Source organism: Vibrio azureus, assembly GCF_002849855.1.
Taxonomy (GTDB): domain Bacteria; phylum Pseudomonadota; class Gammaproteobacteria; order Enterobacterales; family Vibrionaceae; genus Vibrio; species Vibrio azureus.
The window spans coordinates 1,025,274-1,048,027 of sequence record NZ_CP018617.1 but is presented as its reverse complement, the minus strand read 5'-3'; the positions used below and the strand labels follow the sequence as shown (position 1 = coordinate 1,048,027).

Below are 22,754 nucleotides of genomic sequence, written 5' to 3'. Positions count from 1 at the left end.
TCATTAAAATCACACTCGAACTTTTGTTACATATTTTGGTAATTAGGGCCACCTCCACCTTCCGGTGCCTTCCAAATGATATTTTGCGATGGATCTTTGATATCACAAGTTTTGCAATGAATGCAATTAGCAGCGTTGATTTGGAATGTCTTTACGTTATCAACCTTAACGATTTCATAAACACCCGCTGGGCAATAGCGCTGGCTTGGCTCATCAAATTGTTCTAAATGCTGCTGAAGTGGAAGAGACTGATCTGTCAATTGTAAATGGCAGGGTTGATTCTCTTCATGTTGCGTGCCTGATAGAAAAACAGAAGAGGGTTTATCAAAGCTGATAATGCCATCAGGCTTTGGGTAAATAATCGGTCGACATTTCTTCTTCGGTTTTAATTGTTGATGATCGAGTTCATTATCTAGGACAGTCCAGGGCACTGAACGATGAAACAAAGCGTGCCAGACATTGTGCTCCAATGTGGAAAGTGCACCGCCAGCTAAATTGCCAAATTTGTGTAAATTAGCGCCAAAATTGCGAGTATTGTATAGCTCTTTATACAGCCACGATGACTCAAATAGATACTGATAATCTGGCGTTGCATTCGATGAATCCCAAGCTTTAACTATGGCTTCAGCAGCAAGCAAACCGGATTTCATTGCTGTATGAGTCCCTTTTATTTTGGCGACATTTAACGTTCCAGCGTCACAGCCGACCAATATGCCACCGGGAAATTGCTGTTTTGGTAGCGATGATAACCCTCCTTTAGCAATGGCTCTAGCTCCATAAGAGATGCGTTGTGCTCCCTGCAGGTGAATCTTGATGGCTGGGTGTTGTTTAAAGCGTTGAAACTCATCGAAAGGGCTTAAATAAGGGTTGCTGTAATTTAAATCTACAATCAGGCCAACAGCAACTTGACGGTTTTCTAAGTGATACAGAAAACCTCCACCCGTAGTCTGACTTTTACTCAAAGGCCAACCTGCTGAGTGAAGGACATCACCAGGCTGAAAGTGATGATCTTCTGGTAATTCCCAGATCTCTTTTAATCCGAGAGCATAATGTTGTGGTTGCTTGTCTTTCGCTAAATCGAACTGTTGTATTAACTCTTTGCCTAAATGACCGCGGCAGCCTTCTGCAAAGATTGTGTAGCGAGCTCTTAATTCAATTCCGGCTTCGAAATTAGGCTTTTCGTGACCGCTTTTATCTAGCCCCATATCACTGGTATTGACTCCGATCACTTGTCCTGATGGGTCATAATTAATACTTGAAGCGGCAAAACCTGGATAGACATCGACCCCCAAAGATTCAGCTTGTTGGCCAAGCCAACGGCAAAAATTGGCTAGGCTGATTACATAATTATCGCTGTTATTGTGCATTGGGTTTGGTGTAAGCCAGGAAGGGATGGAAAGGCTATTGAGCTCATTAGTTAAATAAAGAAACTGGTCACTTTGAACCGAGGCTGAAATGGGAGCGCCCATATTCCGCCAGTCTGGAAAGAGTTCATCCAGCGCTTTTGTTTCCAAAATAGCACCTGAAACAATATGTGCACCGAGCTCTGAACCTTTGTCCACCACACAGATGGAGAGAGGGGATTCACGGTTTTGGTTTAACTGCGCTAATCTACAAGCAGCGCTTAAACCCGAAGGGCCAGCACCTACAATGATAACGTCAAACTCCATGCATTCTCTATCCATGACTTGCTCCCTTAAATTCGATCTTTTTATAAGCCTAATTAAAAAAACTATAGTTGCAGTTGACGTAAACGTAAACTTTACTAAGCTGAAATAGTATCGACATGATTGGCGGACAGTGATTTTTGGTGACGTTGTCACACTTTTTCTTGTAAAAGGTAATTAATCACCGCCTTTCAAATGATTGCATCATGATAGATGTAGAGAATATGACGTAATTCATAGGGCATGAATCGATTTAAGATCGGCTAGGAGGGAATGTGAAAATATTAGTTGCGATAAAGCGCGTCATTGATCCTTACGTTAAAGTAAGAGTCAAATCTGATGGCTCGGGTGTAGAGAGTAACAATGTCAAAATGACGATGAACCCTTTTTGCGAAATAGCCGTTGAAGAAGCCGTTCGATTAAAAGAATCAGGTGTTGCTGACGAAGTCGTCGTGATATCAATAGGCGATAAGAGTTGTCAAGAGCAGTTAAGAACGGCGCTTGCTCTAGGCGGCGATCGTGCGATTCACATTGATGTTGAAATGCCACCAGAGCCATTAGTTGTGGCAAAACTGCTAAAAAGTGTTATGGAACAGGAGCAGGCACAGCTTGTCTTGCTTGGTAAACAATCCATCGACACCGACAACAACCAAGTAGCGCAAATGTTGGCTGCTCTTACACAACGTCCGCAAGGAACGTTTGCGTCAGAAGTCAAAATCGAAGGGGATATGGCGATTGTTACTAGGGAAATCGATGGCGGCTTAGAGACATTAAAACTCACATTACCCGCTATCATTAGTACTGATTTGCGTTTAAATGAACCACGTTATGCATCTTTACCCAACATTATGAAAGCAAAGAAAAAACCATTGGAAGTCTTGACTCCGGATATGTTTGGTATCAGCGTTGTAAATACGCAACATACTTTGGAAGTGATGGCCCCACCTGCTCGTAAAGCCGGTATTATGGTGAATGACGTCAATGAACTGATTGAAAAGCTCAAAACTGAAGCGAAAGTGATATAAAAGGAACATTATTATGCACAGCAAGCCAAATGCAACCTTGGTTATTGTCGAACACGATAATCAATCACTTTCGGCAGATACGTTAAAAGTTATTAATGCAGCCTCATATCTTACTCTCAATGATTCTTCATTACCTGTCACCGCTTTAGTTGTCGGATTTCAGTGTCAATCAGTTATAGAGCAGTTGCAGCGTGTCGAAGGCGTTGATCAAATCTTATCTATTGATTCTGATGTGTACCAGCATAGATTAGCAGAAAATACTTCAGCATTGATTGCTGAAATGGCATCTGAATACTCTCATCTTTTAGCACCTGCCTCTACCTTTGGGAAAAACCTGATGCCACGTGTGGCGGCATTATTAGATGTGGGACAGCTCTCAGACGTTACAGCGATAGAGTCTTTGGACACCGTTATAAGGCCTATTTATGCCGGTAATGCACTCGCCAGAGTTCGCTCCGATGATGCGACAAAAGTGATGACAATTCGCTCAACGGCATTTGATTCAGCGACCGTATCTCCAAGCCCAGTGGTTGAAAAAGTTGTTAAGTTAGAAACCGTGATTGCTTCGCAATGCAGTGAGTTTGTTGGACAACAGAAGATGGAAACCGAAAGACCCGATCTGCCTGCTGCCAGTGTGGTAGTTTCTGGAGGAAGAGGACTAGGTAGTAAAGACAACTTTGTAATGATCGAGCAATTGGCAGACAAACTTGGTGCCGCGATTGGTGCATCTAGAGCTGCAGTTGATGCAGGCTTTGTCTCTAATGATCTTCAAGTTGGGCAAACAGGAAAAATTGTTGCCCCACAACTTTATATTGCAATCGGTATTTCTGGAGCGATTCAGCATTTAGCGGGCATGAAAGAGTCTAAAGTGATTGTCGCGATCAATAGCGATCCGGAAGCACCGATCTTTCAAGTTGCAGACTATGGGTTGGTTGGTGATTTATTTGAGGTAGTACCTGAGCTAATACAAAAGGTCACCGACTAGGTCGTTTCGTTTAGAAGCGGTTTGACTTAAACGCTGTTTAACGAAAAGAGCCTAACAGAAATGTTAGGCTCTTTGTTGAGCATTACAACAATAAGTTAACCCACTTTATTCCACACTGGCTCTGCTTAAGTGCTCAGCTAAACATCGAGTAAACCGAGCGGCTTCACCACCTGTACAAGCCCGATGATCAAACGTTACAGAGAGGGGCATTGCTTTTACACCGACCGCTTTCCCTTTTCTTAAAACGACTTTTTCGATAATTCGACCAGCCCCTACAATCGCAACTTGTGGAGGAGTGACAACAGGGGTCGCATAGATACCGGCGATAGAGCCAAAGTTCGATAAGGTAATAGTGGCATGTTGCAATTGTTCACGACCAATCTTTCTGTCACGGATCCCTTCAACCGTTTGATCTAGCCAACGACGAACATCTTTTGGCTCATATTCATCGGCATGACGAAGTACGGGAACATAAAGTCCATGGCGACTGTCGACGGCTACGCCAATATTAACGGTTGTATGCACGCAGCGTGTCATGGTTTCAGCATCGAACCATGCATTCATTGCGGGTTCTTCCTTACATGCATAAACCAATGCTTGAATTAAGCGGATGCTAATATCCTCGCCTTTTTCCCAGTTTTCCAGCAAGGCTTCCTCTGTGATAGTAACCGACGCAACGTTGTGATGTGACTCCGCCATGGTCGAAACCATCGTTCTGCGAGCCCCTTTTAATACTTCGGTACCTGGACGCTGTTTTCCGGCTTCATCGTAAATATCGGCATCAACAACCAAGCCATTAGGACCCGATCCTTTCACTTCTTTAATATCAACACCAAGCTTATTAGCGAGTAAGCGTGCAGAAGGAAGAGCAGTAATAAACTCATTGTTAGAAGTGTTATGTTCGCCACCAATCCAGAAATCATCAACATTAACACTGTGTGCACGTTGAGAAACATTACCCACTACGGTTGCTGCGTCAGCGGTTTGTTTTTTCTCTACAGGTGCTTGAGTTGCACCCAACTCATCGATTTCAAGTAGGAGGGCACCGATATTAACCACCTCACCTTCTTCCCCATGACGACTCACAATTGTGCCACTATAGGGGGCTGGTACATCAACGGTTGCCTTAGCGGTTTCCACAGTCAGCACAATTTGATCCAGCTCGACAGTATCACCGACAGAGATATGCCATTTTACTATTTCAGATTCTGCCAGTCCTTCGCCAAGGTCGGGTAAGTTAAAGGTCTTCATTTCCAATTCTCCATGAGTTCACGAGCCGCAAGGGTAATGTCTTCTTTTTGGATCATGTAATAATCTTCATTTCGATAGTAAGGCATGATTGTGTCCATACCTGTAACGCGTTTAGGCGGGGCTTTTAGTAGGCACATGGCATGCTCTGAAGTGCGAGCGATGATCTCTGCACCTACACCACATGTTTTGCTGGCTTCATGAACAACGAGAAGTCGTCCTGTCTTTTCTAGAGAATTGAGAATAGTTGCCATATCAATCGGCTTGATGCTGGCTAAGTCAATGACTTCAACTTCAATGCCTTGCTCTGATAGCGACTGGGCTGCTTGAAGCGATTCGACCACACAAGCCCCCCAAGTTACCAGTGTGATATCGCGCCCTTTGCGAAGCGTAAAGCATGTATCAAGAGGTAATGCTTCACCGTTATCAATCACCTCGGACTTTACCGTTCGGTAAATGCGTTTCGGCTCAAAGAACATTACAGGATCGTTACTGCGAATGGAGGCTAATAACAGTCCATAAGCACGTTGTGGGGAAGATGGAATAACCACTTTGAAGCCTGCAGTGTGGGCAAAAAGAGCTTCAACACTTTCAGAGTGATGCTCTGGTGCATGAATCCCTCCGCCAAACGGAGCACGAAATACAGCCGGACAGGTTAACCGGCCTCGAGTTCGATTACGCATTCTCGCGGCATGACACATCAAGTGCTCAAGCGCGGGAAATACGAAGCCTTGAAACTGAAACTCTGCCACGGGCCTTAGACCTTGTGTCGCCATACCTACCGCAACACCACCAATGAGAGCTTCTGCCAATGGTGTATCCATGACACGTCTCAAACCGAATTTTTGTTTTAGCCCGACTGTAGCGCGGAAAACGCCTCCGTTATCACCAACGTCTTCACCGAGTACAATCACATCTCGATTACGTTCCATCTCATGGTGCAAAGCAAGGTTAACTGCTTCGACTAAAGTGATTTCAGCCATGTTTGCCTCCTTGCATACGCATTGCTTTGTTAATTAATTCATCTCTTTGAGCATGGAGCTCTTGAGGAAGCGATTCATAGAGGAAATCAAAGCCTGTTTCCGGTGCTTGGTTAGGCATATTCAAGTAACGCTCTACGCTGAATTCAACCAACTTTTTGCAGTGCTCGGCCCAATTTTTTTCTTGTGTTTCGTCCCATTTCCCTTGCTGGACTAAAAAAGTTTTAAGGCGTTTAACTGGCTCATATTTCCAAGCGGTTTCTACTTCATCATTGTCACGATAACGTGTTGCATCATCTGCTGTGGTATGGTCACTTAAACGATAGCTGACGGCCTCAATCAATGTGGCACCTTTCCCTTTACGTGCACGATCTAAGGAAGTGAAAACAGCATCATAAACAGCGACGACATCATTACCGTCAACGGTAATTCCTGGTATACCAGCGCCATGGGCTTTTTTTGATAAGAAATCTGCGGCACATTGAAGGTCGCGTGGTACGGAAATAGCCCATTGGTTATTGTTTACGACGAAAACGAGTGGAATATTCCAAGCGCCTGCACAGTTTATTGATTCAAGGAAATCACCTTTGGATGTACCGCCATCTCCACACATGACTAAAGCAGCATCATGATTACCTTGAATTTTAAGCGCAGAGGCAACGCCAACAGCGTGTGTGCACTGCGTTGCAATGGGCACGCAAAGGGGGAGGTCACGGCTTGGGAAAGGGCTGTCCTCAGGTGAAAAATCACTGCCACGTTCATCTCCCCCCCAATATTGTAAGTTCTTTTCCATTCCTATTCCTCGGCACCACATAGCTGGCATATCGCGATAGTAGGGGATGAAAACATCGCTCATTTTCATCGCGCGACCAACACCGATTCCAACGGCTTCTGAACCGAGGTGTGATGGATAAGTGCCTAATTTACCCGTCCGTTGCAACGCAACTGCTTTATTATCGTAAGTACGAGCTAATACCATGTCCCGGTAAAAGCCAACTAAAGTTTGCAAATCAGCCCAGTTGGGTAATTGGCTGACTAGGTTCCCATCATGATCGATAAATCGATGCATAGGTAATGCCTGAATACTCATCTCAAGCTCCTTTGGAGAGCCGCATATCTTCGAGATTGCAGCTACTTATCATTAAACAACAGCCTATCGAGTAGTAAGGCTTTGTAGAGGTGCAGAGGCTACCTTCAAATTTCATTGTTGTTGCTCTAGCACGGTTTTTATCAAGCATGGCCAAAACAAAACAGTGTGCTGAAATATTGAGTCTGGCTAATAGTTATTGCTAATTAACGGACTCAAATCAGCGATGAATTTTGAAATAACCTACCAAGTAAGTGTAAACAAAATGTTAAGTTTTGTTTGGCGGTGAAACGTGTTTTTATTGTGCCATGAGATATTAGAGGGGGGTTTTAGTATAAAGCTCTGAATTTATAAAGATCGAAAATTAGAAGTTGAACTGAATCACTAGTATTTATATAAAATTCGCAACAAAATTACGTTGTGAAATTTTACAAAATATAGCGGAATGACGGAGAAAAAACAGGGGAGTAGAGGCTGTTGTCGGTAGCCCATAATTTAGTATGGCTTTTACCGCTGAGTTGTAAAGAAACATAGCTGCTATTCTTAAATAGCGATACGGAAGTCTCTCCTATGGAGGTATCATGCTATTTATTTTATTGGCTTTTTTAGTTTTTGGTATGTTCTGGCTGTTGTTTCACAATCGGCCTAGTAGTCTTATTTGTAGTACAAAACCTATTGATCACATGAAACCAGATCACCACGCAAAGTTAACCTATCACACTCAATCAAGTCGTCATATGACGTCTCGTGACATGGTAACAAACAGCTCAACAAACAAAGTTACACAGAATAGGGCGATAAATCATAAAGGTATCAAGAAAGTCGATGCACGATACTGGCTACGAAGATGTTCACAAATTTATCAACCCTATTGTTTACGAACGACCTTTTTTGCCATTGCTTATTTCAGCAATTTTATTGCCTCAGCTAATGCTCTTCATCTTGCGTCATACTCTGAGCAAAAAATGTATTTGCTTTTGAGTCGTACGGGTCAATCTTTTGTGATTGATCGCTACACTTTAGGGCTCTGGTCAGGGTTTATTGCCCTAGTAAGCTTCGTTATTACATGGCATTTCTCTGTCTACTGTGCTGGTAAGTTAGGGAAATACCTACATCGAATTATCTCGATACATTATCAGCGATTTTCTGCTTTGTGCTTGGGGTTTTGCTGCAGTTTTTCATACTTATTGTTAATCAGTATATTTTGGTTGTTTCGCGATGATTACTCTATTTGGTATGGACTCAGTTTAATCCCGGTCTTTTTTATACTCACTATTCCGATGCTTTGGGCGATACCTTTACCGAGGACATCGATTTCAAAACATGAATAGTTGCATCGACTGAACAATCAAGCTTCGCCAGAGTTGGGTCTATTCAGTCGCAAATTGAATTATTTTTGCAATGTTCTGACCATCAATGACAACACCTTCTACTTTGACACTTGCCCCATCTAAATCGGATTCTTGAATATTTTCTAGCCGGGTATTTTTGTTGATATGTACAGTTTTAGTCTGGAAGTCAGGAACATGTTCCGCTTGGCAAGAAAGGACAAAGTTGTGGTCTTGTGCATCATAACTGTTGATCAAACCAGAGCACCCAAATTTCTCAACTCTATCAGAGTATGCCTCATTTTTTTCGTTTGCAAAGGTACTAAAAGCGAACAGAGTCGTGGTGATAAGCAGTAGAGCTGGATTCATTTTGTGCATGTTGGTTACTCGATGTAAAGTTCATTGGTAGTTAATTTATAAAACAGATGACCATGCTAAAATGACCTCAATATGCTTATTTAGAGCGAGGCTAATAAGCTGAAAACGTCACTTTGAGGTCACCTAGTGTTCGTTTATTTATGCACTAAAGGATAGAAGCTCTAGATGTTTAAAGGAGAGATAAAGTTCACACTTGCAGTTCAATTTATTAGTAATTTTGTATCTAATGAAAATTGCGCTTTGGTTCGATAATAAAAAGTAAAAATGCCCCTCAACATAAAGAAAGGGGCATTGGTTGCTATCCAACCTCGCTGTTAGCGAATTATTGTACGTCAAATTTACTGCTATTTAATTCGACTTTAGCTGCCTTTATACGACTGTCTGCTAAAAGTTGATCATGAAGCGTAAGCAGGTTTTGTTCTTCTGTGGCACGAAAAACCGCAGATTCGCCATGAGCATAAACTAACTCAAGCTTTAAGGCATTTGCTACGCTTCTTGCTTCTACTGGATTATTCACCGTAACGAACACTAATCCTGTTGCAGTAGAAACTCGGCTAAAAGCATGTTTAATGACTTGATCACCGCTATTTAAGGTCAGATTATTTACGTTTCGACTTCTGGGAGAGGTGACTTTTTTCCGGTATGCTTGTCCGTTAATCTCAATGACATCAGAAGTGATGAAAAAATCAGGTGCAGGTTGTTGTGGCAAAGGCGCCTGCGCAAATGCGTGATTGATGACAGAACTTAAACTGATTAATAAAGAAAATATGATAGCTTTCATTGAATTGCTCCTTAATGACCGAAAATGCGCATAGACCATTCTTTAAGTACACCGGGGGTCGTATTATTGTTCATAGGTAATTGATAGATCGCTTGAGCATTAAAATAGGCGATGACAGAGAAGACTTCCTCTCCGTTAGTATCAATCGCCCGTAGAGTCCAATTACCCTTGGCATTTTCTCCGTAGAACTGGTTCGACAGCATTAATTGGTTTTTATATCCGAGTAGGTTTGGATCGAGCGCTTGAGCAACCAACCCATTTCTTGGGGTTTGCAAAACGGAACGGGTACCTGACGGAGAAATCAATTCTATGGCTAAATCAGGTAAACGGGCATGTTCTAGTGTGAGTTTAACCTGAACAGACTCTACGGTGAGATCCTCTGTCACATTAATGGAAGATGAACCACCCGTCAGACTAGCATCAGGAATCAGCGTATTAGATGTTTCACTGATCCAAGGCGTTATGATCTGTGGTGGCAAGACGTTGTTGGTCATGCGAGCTCTTTTCATGGCAGCATCAAGATTGACTGCCCCAAAACCATAAAAAGTGTGGAAAGGGACACCAGCAGCGTTAGTTTGCCATGGAGAAATGGCTTCATACTGAACGGGCTTTCCTTGCTGATTGGTGAACTGGAGGTAAACGCCAGGGTGAGTAATGTCTGTCACACTTGCTGTTTCTGCTAGCAGAGCACGGACATCACGAGCACTCAGCGCATGGTTTGTGGACATGAGGGCGGCGATGACTCCGGAAGTATTGGGTGCGGCAGATGATGTCCCATTCATTGTGCTTGTATAATTACAGTTTGGGTCTTGTTCTGTGCCACCATGAAGGTCGTTCGAGCCAAGACCAGCGGTTGTATTTTGACCCGCATCGCATCCCATGAGATCCGTTGTGACCATAGCTGGAAAATCTTGTCCAAATTCACCTGCTGGAGCCGCTACCCAGACATTACTACCAACAGAGGAATAGCTAGCGAGTCTACCATCTGCTCTTAATGCGCTCGTCACAAGGTTATAATAATTGCTGTTATCATAAGATTGTCCGGAATTATGCATCGGTAAGCCACCGTTATTGCCTCCCGCAAAAAAATCGCCCGGCAGCACAAAAAAACGGCCGTTATTGAAATAGCGATATCCATTTCCTGCAGACTTAACAAAGATGGCTCCTCGTCCCCAAGCATTATTGTTACTGATGTCTCTCAGTACATCCATTTCAAGCTTTATTTGTGGGTCACTCTCATCAAATGGAATGGGATCAATAGGGCTAAAACCATAGCTTTGATTGAACACTCTTACATCAGAGGTCGCTGAATCAACACCATGAGAAATTAGCCAGCCTTCGAGAGTTTGGTTAGATAGCCAGTTGAAACCAAGTAGAGAAGATCGAGAAGCGACGCCTCTTACTCCTTCTCCATTATTGCCAACAGCACTGATTAATCCTGCAACTGCAGTGCCATGGCCATGATTATCAACGGGGTAGTCAGTAGGATGCAGTGAATCCTCGATAAAATTTCGACTGCCCGCCACAACGTTCTCAGACAGGTCGGGGTGGTCGATTTGGACGCCAGTATCAATAACGGCAACTTTAACGCCAACACCGGCAATCCCCATGGCTTGAGCCAGATGGGTATTGAGATCATTACCTGCCACTGCTGGGTTATCAGCAAAAGCATGTTGACCTGTATTATTGAGATGCCATTGGTGTGGATAAAGGGGATCATTGGCTTGGACGGTCGTGGTTAATCCAAGCAAAGTTGTCGCCATATATAGCCGATGAAAAAGTTGATTCATGTGTGACCTCATGTCTTTTTGTGAAGTACATATCCAGATTGGGTTAACAAACGGGTATATGGGGCTGTTTACATACCCAAGTGACCTCAAGATGCTTGATTCAGAGCGAGGTCACTGAGTCGAATTCAAGGAAGACAACGAAGCGGAATAGCAGGCTCTTTCTTATTTTTGTAAGAAGAACGGTTGTCTGACGAAAGAAGTCGGCACAGTGACACGCTCCCAAAGGGCGAGTGGCCTTAACTCTCAGGCTTTGTTAACGATTCTCAATGTAGAACGACTATATCTTCGAATCGTTGCCGCGCCTGAAAGTTAAGGTCATCTCGCTGAACACAGCATCTTGAGGTTACTTGGGTATAAAGCTAACGGGTTACAAGAAAGACGAAAACCGTTTACAGGCTATTTACGTTATTTTTTCGACGAGTGACATTATTTTGACGTTTATGACTTGAACGATCAATATACCCAATTACCTCAAGGTGCTGCGTCTGATGGCTTAGGGCGCCCGCTTTGAATCAAGTATCTTGAGGTAGCTTGGGTATATATTCTGGATAATCGAGTTTAAAGGAGGTGAGGTTAACGAAAGAAGTACGCACATTTAACCGCTTGTTCTTTAGTTAACCGCTTGTTCTTTAGTTAACCGCTTGTTTTTTAGTTAACCGCTTGTTTTTTAGTTAACCGATTGTTCTTTAAGCAACTGACTGGTCTTTATTTGAGTGGTGATGTTTTATTTGAGCGGTTGTATTGTTGCAAGTGGCTTAAATGTGTTTTTCTCCTCAACGGGAATCAGATCTTCAATGATCTTCTCAACATAGAGTTTATTATACTCTTTGTCACACATACGTTTATTCAAACCACGTCGATTAAACTCTGCTCCAACGGAGACCTTCGATTGATTCGTTGGTCTTTTATAATAAAGAACTTCACAGAGTTCCATACTACTCATCTTTTGAGCGTAGGTATTTACACTGCCTCCTCTTAAGCCCATTTGAGAAGCTTGTTGCGTGCTACAGGCAGACAGAAAGAGTGTGATTAGTAACGTAAAAATCCATGTTTTTTTCATAATATATTCATTGATGTTTAAGGGCCAACAGCGACTAAGCAAGTGAATTTACGAATCCCGTGTTTTCTCTCAGTCATGATAATGCCGCTATTCTCGTTTCTAGATAGAGCAAGTCAACAGTTATATCTTTATTTTAAGCGATAGGATCTTAAAAGTGACGCATATATAACTAAGTATCTTGCAGTCACTTGGGTGTATCAACCCAAGCACGTAAAAAAGTGCTTGGGTTTTGAGTTTAGGCTTTGAGTTAGTTTACCAACTGAAAAATTAGTGCACTCACGGCAATCGTGCCAGTGATAAAAACAAAAGCGGTCGAAATGTGGTAACGGAACTTGTGCAAGGATTTGACTTTAAAAATCGCAATGGTGGGCATTATGAAGAGAATCATAGCAATGATAGGGCCAGATAAATCTCCCATCATGTCCAAAATACTTGGATTGATAATAGCAACACACCAAATCGCTAAGAAAAGAAAAACATTGATGCATTTGCTGATCGTCGAGGAAGACATGGAAGTCTGTTTGACTAATAATCCATTCAAGCTCTCGCGAGCACCCAAAAAGTGACCTAGGAAAGAAGATGTAATTGCAACGAAAGCAACGAGTGGGCCGAGTAAGTCAATGAAAGGTTGGCCATTCGCATTCGCAAGGTATGAAAGAATCGATACATTTTGCTCTTTAGCTTGGAGTAACTGCTCTGGTGATAGACTCAGTGTGCATGAAAAGACAAAAAACAGGACAAAGACAACTAGCATGATATTAGTGCAGCGAAGTATTTGTTCAGATTTTCGGTTACCTTGTTGGCCGTAATGGCGGCGCTGAACATTAGCAAAGCTTGAAATTGCGGCAGCGTGGCTGAAAGAAAAAATCACGACTGGGATTGCAAGCCAAGTCGTCTTAAGAAATGCCCCTGTCTCGGGAAAAGATAAGTTTGGCATTGACCAGTGTGGGATCAAATACAAAGAAATTAAGGTTAATACGAGCACGAGTGGGTAAACCATCAGGGCAAAAACTCGCAGCATTACTTTCTCTCCCGCCATCATAATCGCAATCAAGCTGAACACGAGTGTGCCCGATAATATCGGTCTTGGAATAGAGCTCATGCCAACTTGATTAACGAGAAAGCTATCCACTGTGTTTGTAATGGCAACGCCATAGATAAGTAAGATCGGGAAAATAGACAAAAAATACAGCGAAGAGATTAATAGACCAGCTTTTGCACCAAAATGTTCTTTGACGACATCAGTAAAGTCTGCATTTGAACTGCTTGAAGAAAGAACAAATCGATTGAGGCCTCGGTGTGATAAAAATGCCATTGGAAACGCTAAGATGGCCATAAGTACTAATGGCCAGAAGCCACCAACTCCAAGGTTAATTGGCAAAAATAAGATCCCAGCTCCGACAGCAGTGCCAAATAAGCTCAGTGTCCAACGTGTATCATGTTTTGACCAGTTAGATTTTGTAGTAGGTTCACTGATATTTAACGTTTCTCTAGATTCATTCACTCAAAACAAGCCTTTATATAAACAATAATGTCGAGAATCTTATAGTCTTCGGATAGATTTATCATCTTTATGAGTTAGCATCATATACTAAACTGATTTTATAGAATGGTTATTTGAACTGTTTATTTTAAAAAAATTACTATTAAACACCATTTTTTATTAGTTTATTGGTTTTTAAAGTGGAAATTTCACACTTTATTAGTTTTGTTACTTTTAGCCCATTTTAGATAGAGAACTTGAGTAAATTGGTAGGCTTATCACTTTATTGAACAATTTTATCTATAGTTATAACCAAGTAACCTCGCTCTGAATCAGGAATCTTGAGGTCACTTGGGTATATTAGGGGAATACGCACGAGGTTGATTGGGTAGGGCATTAAATGGATTCTATATTACTGGTCGACGATAGTAAGACAGTTTTATGTTACATGAGTAGTGCATTACAAAAACATGGCTACGAGATCATCACAGTTGAAAACGGTGAAGACGCTTTACAGACCTTGATCAAACGGGATGACATTCAATTTGTGATCAGCGATCTCCTCATGCCCGGTATCAGTGGTATTGAGTTATGCCGTAGACTTAAATCTGAATGTTTCACACGTTATATTTTTTTTGTATTACTCTCTTCTAAGAATGATCAAGACTCGATCATTAAAGGTATGGATGCTGGTGCTGATGATTTTGTAGATAAGAAGACATCGGTTGGTGAGCTTCAAGCTCGAATCAGAGCAGGGTTTAGGACTTTGAACTTGCATAATATGATTACGGCTAGAAACCAAGAACTCGACTCTGCTTATCAGATGATCCAAAGGGATTTGGATGCGGCAAGTGAACTCATTGAGCAATTGCTGCCAATTGAAGAGCATATTCACTCGGCCAGATTTAATTATGCCTATTTACCATGCTCCAAAATTGGTGGGGATATGCTGGGGTATATCGAGTTGGATGATGAACATGTCGCTTTTTATGTTTTTGATGTTTCTGGGCATGGTATATCAGCGGCTCTAATGGCTTTCTCTATCCAGCAAACGCTATCGCAAAAAAATAAAATTGAGTCGATAACGCTAGACTGGAATGAAGAAGGCTCTCAAATTCGGCAACCCGCAGAGGTCGTAGAGAGACTAAATCGGCTGTACCAGCAAACACCACAAAGCCAAATCTATTTCACGATTGAATATGCGGTTCTCAATACTCGAACAGGCCAGCTGCAATACTGTACAGCAGGTCACCCTAAGTTTATTTGGCAAAAGAAATATAACAAATTCGAGCTGGTAGGTGATGATAACTTCATGGTTGGTATGCTGGAGCCTATGATGTACCAAAGTGGCACATTGCAAATGGAGCCTAGGGACACATTGTGGTTTTTTTCTGATGGTCTTTTAGAGGCCAGAAAAGGGACAACTCTATTTGGTATGGATAGGCTCATCTCTGCAATCAATAAGGTGCAAAGTAGGTGTACCAAAGAACAAGCGAATATTATATTGGAAGAGGTTCAAAGGTGGCAAAACAAACGAGAAATGGAAGATGATGTCAGCTTGTTAAGAGTTTCTTGGCTTGGGCCACAAGCAAATACACTCGAGCATCCAAAAAAGTTGAAAATGGAACGCTCATACTATGGTTCACTTGAAAGCTCTCGGCGAGCCAGTAAAGATGTTACCGCTTTTCTTAATGTTCAATTTGTGCCAAGAAATATTGTACAGGCGATGGAACTCTGTGTAGTTGAACTCATGAATAATGCATTCATTCATTCATACAAAGAGCAAGATGGCCAACAAATAGAGTTGTTATGTGAAGTTTTTAAAGAGAGTGAACCCAAAGTGATGATTAGTATCACGAACTTTGGAGAGGCAATCAAAGAAAGCGTTTTTCAATCTCATGTATCGAGAGAAATTCAAGCGCCTAACCTACTTGATGAAGCCAGTTGGTCAGCCTCGGGGAGAGGGCTTATGCTTATCGCTGAAATGACTGATGATTTTTATTTTAAGACGAATAGTTATGGGAATACATTCACTGTATTTAAATCTTCTTAGATTACATCAACATAAATAATGGTAAGTGAAGTGTAACTTTAACGTATCATTCGCTTTTGTTATGTTTTCGTTAAATTAAATTTTATACGTTATAGATTTAAATTTTTACTAATTATCCTTTTTTAAAAGTTCAACGATTTTTACTGGCTTTTGACTAATGACTAAAATGCAAACTTTTGATGTTTTTGTTTAAGGTGTTGATATGTTTGGTTTTATATTTATTTTTATTTTAATTCATAACTTTTTCATGAATGGTTTTTGTGGTTTTTTTGGCTTTTTTTTGAATTAATTATTTTCTGGTTAATTATTTATAAATGATTTAGTTTTACTTTACTTTGTTTTCTATATTTTTTAATTTGATTTTAGTATCAATAATTAATTTTGATATTGAAATTAAATATAACATGGAAGAGATAGAGAGAATGAGTGTGTACAAAACAAAACAATATAAGAAATTAGGCCTAGCGGTTCTTTGTGGTGGGATGCTTTTAAATCCTATTTCACAGGCAATAGCAGTGGAGTTTTCTTCACATGCAGTGGCTGAATCAGAAAGCCAATATTGGAGCAGTTATAAACTTGAAGTGAAAAACTCAGGTTCTGAAAGTGCTGAACTTAGAAATGCAGTGATTGAGTTTGTTCTACCAGAAGCCTTGAATAATATTGGTTGGGCTTCTACTGACTTGTCTTATCCATCATTATCTATTGATCATACACCTGTTGATGGTGGAGTGCTTCATTCTGTAACCGTCGATTTTTCTCAAGGTTCATGGGTGGATTCTTCTCTTGAGGCTGATGAAAGTTTCGCTTTAACTCTTGCATTTGGTTCTAAGCTCACTGATTTAACTGGTTTGGAAAGCTCTGTAGAGGTAAAACTTGATGGCGAAACTGTTCCGACGCCTGATGTCTCTTTAGACATATTGTCTCCAGCACCTAATACGATTGCATATGTTGGTTCGAGTGTAGATATTTTGGCGGAAATTGATGGCCAAGGTGCTGATAAAGTCGAGTTTTGGATTAACAACACTCGTCTAGCACAACAATCTGTTGTTACTGGCACAACTGAATATCAGCAAACATGGAAACCAACAGAGTTAGGTGAAACTGTGATTTCAGTTATGGCTTTTGATTCTGCAGGTAAGAAGTTAACTGAATCAAAAGTTCAAATCTCTGTTGATTCTGATGCTGATGCTTCTAATCCACCGGAAATTGAGTTTCTATCACCGAATTTGAATGCTTCATTCCAGAAAGGTGATGTTGTCACTGTTGCGGCGAATGTAACAGATTCCGACGATGATCTATCGACAGTAAAGATCTTGGCAAATAATGCTGAGATTTGCAGCTTCGATGCTAAGGCGACGCAAAATTTCTCCTGTGATTGGTCTGCAAATCAAGCGGGCACGACTACTCTGCGTGTTGAAGCTCAGGATGAAGAATCTCATGTTGCTCACAAAAGTTTGTCCATCACTGTAACAGAAACGAGCTCAAGCTGTGGCGACGTTGCTCCATACCAAGATGGCACTTCATACAATGTTGGCGATAAAGTCACTAATGTTGGTAATATTTATGAATGTACTATTTTTGGTTGGTGTGGCAACCCTGTTTGGACACCAGGAACAGGTCATCCAAGTTATCCAAATGCTTGGAAAGATGCATGGAACGAAGTGGGTGAGTGTGATCCAAATCCACTACCAGAAGTCCAAATTAACTCTCCATTTAATGGTCAAAAGATTGCTCCAAATCAGCCATTTGATGTTGTTATCGCAGCAACGGACGATACCGAAGTCACTCGAGTTGATGTGAAGCTAAATGGACAGGTTGTTGCATCGGAAAATGAGGCAAGTGAAGGGGATATCTTTACTGTTAACGTACCAGCCCAAGTGGAAGGTCAGTACACACTTCAAGCGGTTGCATTTGACGATCAAGGGGCAAGTTCAGAAACAGAATCAGTGTCTATTGCAATCACAGACAAAGATCTTGTGGTTTCTTTGACTTCACCTGCTGATGGTTCTCGTTTCTTTGAAGGTCGCGCAATCTCAATAAAAGCCGATGCAAAGAGCTATGAAGGAGACATCGATCATGTTGACTTTATGGCTAATGGCAAAGTGCTATTTAAAGACTCTGAAGCGCCATTTGAATATGAGTGGTTAGGCGTCCAAGCTGGCGAATATCAAGTTTCAGCTAAGGCCGTGAATACTAACAATCAAACCCAAACTTCTGCGGTGTCGAACATTTTGGTGCAAGAAAGTACAGGTGGAGCAGGTTTAGCAAATAACCCAGACCGTTCGATCAGTTACCTAACTTCATGGGGATTGAATGACTTTGAAGAACTGAATAATTCGGAAGGTGACGGTTACTTATTGTCATTTGGTAAATGGGATTCACAAGGTAACATCACCATTTCTGATCAAATGGTTGAAGCTCCGGAGTACAACCCAGACTGGCTACGTTCTCAGTACCTTGCATGGACGACGTTGAAGCACAACAAAGAAAACGTCTCTATGATGGTTGCTTTTGGTGGGCAGAACTACGAAAGCATCTGGTCTGCAATTGGTACCGAACAAAGCCGTGAAGCTGTGGCGAATGGATTGGTTAAGTTAGTTAATACGCCATTCCCAGTATATAAGAAGAACCTTAAACCAGAGGAAGTGGTAGGTCAGTGTCTTGCTACAAATAGCAATGGTGACTGTGATTACTCTAAATATCAGCTTGCAGGTTACGTGCAAATTGATGGTTTAGACTTCGACTTTGAAAAGGCAGCACGTATCACCGACAAAGAGAATCAGGATCTTACGGCGTTGATCAAGCTGATTCGACAAAAAGTGGGTGATAGCAAGATCCTTTCATTAACCACTTACCATGTTGGTGCGGACCCAGTTGAATGTGCAAACTCAAACGTGTTTGAAAACTGCTCATTTATTGATGCTGGTGGTCGTTCAGGTCACCATGGTGAAATTATTGATCTTCTGAAAGAGACAAAAGACGACTTTGACTTCTTTAATGTAATGACTTATGACGCAGGTAAAGAATTCTTGTATAAAGTTGCCATGAACAACTTCGCAACCTATGTCGGTGACAAGTCTAAAATTGTTTTGGGTAATACGATCAATAAACAATGGGGACCAAACGGTAGCTTTGTAGAAACGAGAGAAAATAACCTAGAGCGAGCTAAATGGCAGAAGGATAATGGTTACGGTGGCTTCTTTATGTGGACACTTGGTTCTAATTCACAGAGCCTATCCATGTCAGAGCAAGTGAATTACTTCAACGATATGATCAGTGTAAGTAAATAACGGTATAAAATGGCGGGATGCTGTGAGGCCTTCCGCCATTTTTAACTTCTAACCTTTTCATTCGAAATCTTATTTTATAGTAAGCTCTCAAAGAGCTCATATATTATTTAATCGATACTTTCAATCTCATTTTAAAAATTACGTTTATTGGTAGCCTCATGTCACAAGCTAATTTAGCAAAATCCTCAGAATTAAAAACTAACAATTCTAAATTTGCAGTAAGGTCGTATGATTCATTCAGTAAGTGGATGCATTGGACGATGGCTATTATTATCATTTACGCCACTTTGGCTGGCTATAGTATGTTACTGGTAATGGATAAGCCTAAGTTATTTCATACGTTATCGATAATAAATATGTCTGTAGCAACAGTTGCTGCTGTTTTACTTTTATTCCGCTGGGTATGGTCTTTTTTTCGGGTTGAACCAGAATTACCAGATACGATTCCAACTGTGCAAAAAAAAATAGCGAAACTTGCACACAGTGTTATTTACCTAATCATGTTGGTTGTTTTTGTTAGTGGATTTCTAATGCTTACACATAGCTATGAGTTGTTTGGTTTATTCACTATTCCTAACCCAATATCTAATCCAGAGATTAATCAGTTTTTCTTTATGGTGCACCGTGTTTCTTGTGCTCTATTGGCTGGATTGATTGTATTACATATTTTCGCAGCCTTAAAACATCATTTTGTCAATAAGAACAATGTTTTAAAAAGCATGGTTTCTTAAATGTTAAGCTGAATTAACCGCACTCCACTAATTGGTGGAGTGCGATTTATTTATGCTCCTATGTCTTCTAATAGCTACTCTGCCTTGTATCTATTATGCCACTGCATTAACGAATCATTGCCGTGCCTGAAGAGCTCAAGTAGTCTCACTGAACAGGGCTAATGTCATCTTACTGAACATGAACATAGTACTTTGAGATTTTTTGGGTTAAACGATTACTGGGCGACAAATGTTAAAACTAATGAAAGAGGTACTGTTCCTGAAATCGCGATGTTACCCACAGTTGAAGAAAGCTTATCTAAATTTTCATTAGGGATCCCAAAATCACTGGCATTGATAATAATAGGTTGAGTTGAGCTTATCATCATTAATTCCTTTGTTTTTAATATCACAACAGGAAAATCTAGAGTTTTAGTATGACCAAATAGGGTGATGTTAGCTGGAATGATCATTTTATTAGGGCCACCGGATAGCGCTTTCAATGATACTTTTCCAGTCACAGTTGCTTGTGGAAACTTCACCGTTTCGAAAAAGATCTCCTGCAAGCGAGTATTTCTAATAGGTACGCCCGTATCAATACCTTTTAACTCTATTTTGAGCTCGAACTTTCCCTCTTTGTCGATCGAGCCCTCGAGGGTATTCAGTGTTGCAGGTTCAATAATATACTGCTTTTTAATTGTTGCGAAATTCACAGATGAAAACTCTGGGTTTAGAGCATAGCTATTATCAGCCAATGTATGTCCAGCAAACAACAGATAAGCCAAACTGATCGGAGTGATGATGTTTTTCATTATTTATCCCTTTATTTTATCAGATTACTTGGTTATATATTCAAGTATCATTACGTTATCGCAACCTTCTATGAGTTTCTAACGGTTACTTGAGTATAGTAGTTGATATTTACGCTGTGAATAAGTAAAGGGAAATAAAATTTGGCTGCCATACCTAACAAACATTGCATATGGCTCTGAATCAAGCATCTTGAAGTCACTTGGGAATAGTAGTAATAGAAGAAAAAATAAGGCCCAACTAAGAGAAGGGCCTTTAAATAGAGATGCTTGCCGTTACTTAGGGATAAACCTATTTTAGTGAAATGACTTGATCATTGTGCATAGGGATTGGCGTGCTCAGAGAAAACTGGTTTGCTGGGTAACGCTGGTGATCTGCGCTCCACAACTGATTATCACCACCATGAGCAGGATAAACTTTGACTTCATCAGTATCTCGATAAGCATCGACCATTAAGCCGGAAAAACCAGCAGGTTTAATGTATCTTAACCAGTCATGTGTTCTATCGTATTTGGTGTATTCCCAACGCATATTTGGGTTATTCGTATCACATTCAGCTAACACAATGGAACCTCCTGCATATCGCTCAGAGTTTGACCAACAATAGTTCCAATTCAATTTGTTATGAATCATCTGTGTTTGAGATGACCAGAACCAGTTTTGTCTTGGATCTTCTTTGTGGCAAGTGGTTTGAACAAGCATACTTCCAGGCCCCGGTGTCGACTCATGATAACTAATACAACGACCACTCTGATCATTTTTTAGGTTATAATAATGAACATCTTTGTAGGAGTATCGATAGCCACCGAAGTTGCCTTGCTTGTCTTTATATTTGGGCGCTTTTACTGGTGAAGCATCTGGATACCAATTTGCATCGGTTCTTAAATCAAGTTCTATATCACCCCTAAAGTGTTGCTCTCCTTCATTATGCTTTAATTCTACTTGCAGCCAAGGAGAGCCTTTACGGAGCTTTATATCCGTATATTGTGCCATATCAGGCCTCAGGTCATATCTCGTTGTTGGTGCAATTACCTGTGGTATTTTACGGCCATTGGGTAAGGTGATGTATTGTTGCCCCCCCCAAGAGTGAGTGTGACCTGCAAGGATTAACACAACATTATATTGCTGGATTAAATTGATAAAACGAGTTCTATCAGCAGCATTCCAGTCGCCGTTATTGGCTGGCATGTGAAACATTAAGACCACTTTTTTATCACTGTTTCCGACATTGACGTCTAGGTCGGACTGCAAGAAGTCCAACTGGTTGTAGTTCTTTACATCACCAAACCTTGTCGGGTTGTCCGAAGAAAAGACTCCCGTACCCAAAGCAACAAAGTGAGTATCGTCGACATCCCATGAGTACATGGCTCCTTTTCTGCGATAGCTTAAACGTCGATGATCACGTTCTCGATCAATATACTTTACGATATCTCCAGGAGCAGCGGCACCTAATGTTGTCTCGTCATGGTTGCCGATCGTTTCATAGGCCTTACCTTTTAAACCATAATAGTTAACAACATCTTTCCAGAAACGAAACTCCCAACCAACGATACTGGTATCATGAGCGTTCTGTGTCATGTCGCCACCGACGAGTAGCCCAAAAATTGGATTGGGCGTTACTTGACTGTATTGAAGCTCTGCAAACATACCCGCTAACCGATCTTGTGTTTGATGATTGGTATAGCCTTCTTTAGTATTAAATTGAGGGTCTGCTGTAAACAGAAACCTTATCTGGGAATTCATTGCACTTTTCGTGTTATCTAAGGATGTTTCAGCAGCAAAAGCATGGCTTAATGCGCTCAAAGAGAGGATGAAAGTACCTATGGCACGTGCTAATTGAGTTTTATTATTCATGTTGTATTTCTTATTTATCAGTCTAATTTTTTGCTCGGCTTTTCATGCAGCTATTGATGTTTTGAATTGGCTAAACATACTTTTCGTTTACACGTGGCCTTTGAGAATAAGCCTCGTACGGGCATTAGACTGCATGTCCTTCCTAGTTACCCATTTGTTAATGGGCTTTTAAATTACACGCAAAGATTATTTCCAAACAGTAAACTCTTTGTAATTCTATAAAAC

At 41.1% G+C, this 22,754-nt stretch carries 16 protein-coding genes; 5 read left to right on the top strand and 11 right to left on the bottom strand.

Annotation, left to right across the window (positions count from 1 at the left end):
* Window positions 1–26: 26 nt before the first annotated feature.
* Entirely contained in the window at window positions 27–1,685 is a 1,659-nt protein-coding gene (locus BS333_RS18395; RefSeq protein ID WP_021710491.1) for an electron transfer flavoprotein-ubiquinone oxidoreductase, read from the bottom strand.
* Window positions 1,686–1,942: 257 nt separating this feature from the next.
* Between BS333_RS18395 and BS333_RS18390 the strand changes: the two genes are divergently transcribed.
* Together BS333_RS18390 and BS333_RS18385 are read left to right on the top strand one after the other, a co-directional pair.
* Window positions 1,943–2,692: an electron transfer flavoprotein subunit beta/FixA family protein gene (locus BS333_RS18390; RefSeq protein WP_021710490.1), complete on the top strand. Its 750-nt coding sequence runs from the start codon at window positions 1,943–1,945 to the stop codon at window positions 2,690–2,692.
* Window positions 2,693–2,705: 13 nt separating this feature from the next.
* Entirely contained in the window at window positions 2,706–3,677 is a 972-nt protein-coding gene (locus BS333_RS18385) for an electron transfer flavoprotein subunit alpha/FixB family protein (RefSeq protein ID WP_021710489.1), read from the top strand.
* A gap of 105 nt (window positions 3,678–3,782) precedes the next feature.
* Here the strand turns inward: BS333_RS18385 and BS333_RS18380 are convergent, their stop codons facing one another.
* The 8 genes from BS333_RS18380 to BS333_RS18340 all read right to left on the bottom strand — a co-directional run bounded on the left by BS333_RS18380 (window position 3,783) and on the right by BS333_RS18340 (window position 13,833).
* Window positions 3,783–4,928, bottom strand: coding sequence for a dihydrolipoamide acetyltransferase family protein (locus BS333_RS18380; RefSeq protein ID WP_021710488.1), 1,146 nt, complete (start codon window positions 4,926–4,928; stop codon window positions 3,783–3,785).
* Window positions 4,925–5,908: an alpha-ketoacid dehydrogenase subunit beta gene (locus BS333_RS18375; protein WP_021710487.1), complete on the bottom strand. Its 984-nt coding sequence runs from the start codon at window positions 5,906–5,908 to the stop codon at window positions 4,925–4,927. The genes BS333_RS18380 and BS333_RS18375 overlap by 4 nt, the downstream gene beginning before the upstream one ends.
* Window positions 5,901–6,995, bottom strand: coding sequence for a pyruvate dehydrogenase (acetyl-transferring) E1 component subunit alpha (gene pdhA, locus BS333_RS18370; RefSeq protein WP_021710486.1), 1,095 nt, complete (start codon window positions 6,993–6,995; stop codon window positions 5,901–5,903). Before pdhA ends, BS333_RS18375 begins: the two co-directional genes overlap by 8 nt.
* A gap of 1,367 nt (window positions 6,996–8,362) precedes the next feature.
* A complete protein-coding gene (locus BS333_RS18360) occupies window positions 8,363–8,698 on the bottom strand; it encodes a hypothetical protein (protein ID WP_021710484.1) in 336 nt (111 codons plus the stop codon).
* A 322-nt stretch (window positions 8,699–9,020) separates the two neighbouring features.
* Entirely contained in the window at window positions 9,021–9,479 is a 459-nt protein-coding gene (locus BS333_RS18355) for a hypothetical protein (protein WP_021710483.1), read from the bottom strand.
* An 11-nt stretch (window positions 9,480–9,490) separates the two neighbouring features.
* Entirely contained in the window at window positions 9,491–11,269 is a 1,779-nt protein-coding gene (locus BS333_RS18350; RefSeq protein ID WP_033004070.1) for a S8 family peptidase, read from the bottom strand.
* 724 nt (window positions 11,270–11,993) lie between these two features.
* Complete coding sequence (locus BS333_RS18345; RefSeq protein WP_033004308.1) at window positions 11,994–12,329, bottom strand: lipoprotein; 336 nt, start codon at window positions 12,327–12,329, stop codon at window positions 11,994–11,996.
* Between the two features lie 247 nt (window positions 12,330–12,576).
* Window positions 12,577–13,833 (bottom strand): aromatic amino acid transport family protein, encoded by a 1,257-nt coding sequence (locus BS333_RS18340; RefSeq protein WP_021711171.1) that lies wholly within the window; start codon window positions 13,831–13,833, stop codon window positions 12,577–12,579.
* A 379-nt stretch (window positions 13,834–14,212) separates the two neighbouring features.
* Between BS333_RS18340 and BS333_RS18335 the strand changes: the two genes are divergently transcribed.
* The 3 genes from BS333_RS18335 (at window position 14,213) to BS333_RS18325 (ending at window position 19,886) form a co-directional block, all read left to right on the top strand.
* Window positions 14,213–15,865, top strand: a complete 1,653-nt coding sequence (locus tag BS333_RS18335; RefSeq protein WP_021711170.1) for a SpoIIE family protein phosphatase — start codon at window positions 14,213–14,215, stop codon at window positions 15,863–15,865.
* Between the two features lie 422 nt (window positions 15,866–16,287).
* On the top strand, window positions 16,288–19,155 hold the full coding sequence (locus tag BS333_RS18330) for an Ig-like domain-containing protein (RefSeq protein ID WP_021711169.1): 2,868 nt from the start codon (window positions 16,288–16,290) through the stop codon (window positions 19,153–19,155).
* A 158-nt stretch (window positions 19,156–19,313) separates the two neighbouring features.
* Window positions 19,314–19,886 carry a cytochrome b gene (locus BS333_RS18325; protein WP_021711168.1) on the top strand — a complete coding sequence of 191 codons (573 nt, stop codon included), beginning with the start codon at window positions 19,314–19,316 and terminating at the stop codon, window positions 19,884–19,886.
* A 215-nt stretch (window positions 19,887–20,101) separates the two neighbouring features.
* Here the strand turns inward: BS333_RS18325 and BS333_RS18320 are convergent, their stop codons facing one another.
* Together BS333_RS18320 and BS333_RS18315 are read right to left on the bottom strand one after the other, a co-directional pair.
* Window positions 20,102–20,677, bottom strand: a complete 576-nt coding sequence (locus tag BS333_RS18320) for a YceI family protein (protein ID WP_021711167.1) — start codon at window positions 20,675–20,677, stop codon at window positions 20,102–20,104.
* A gap of 289 nt (window positions 20,678–20,966) precedes the next feature.
* A complete protein-coding gene (locus tag BS333_RS18315) occupies window positions 20,967–22,529 on the bottom strand; it encodes a ricin-type beta-trefoil lectin domain protein (protein WP_021711166.1) in 1,563 nt (520 codons plus the stop codon).
* Between the last annotated feature and the right edge of the window lie 225 nt (window positions 22,530–22,754).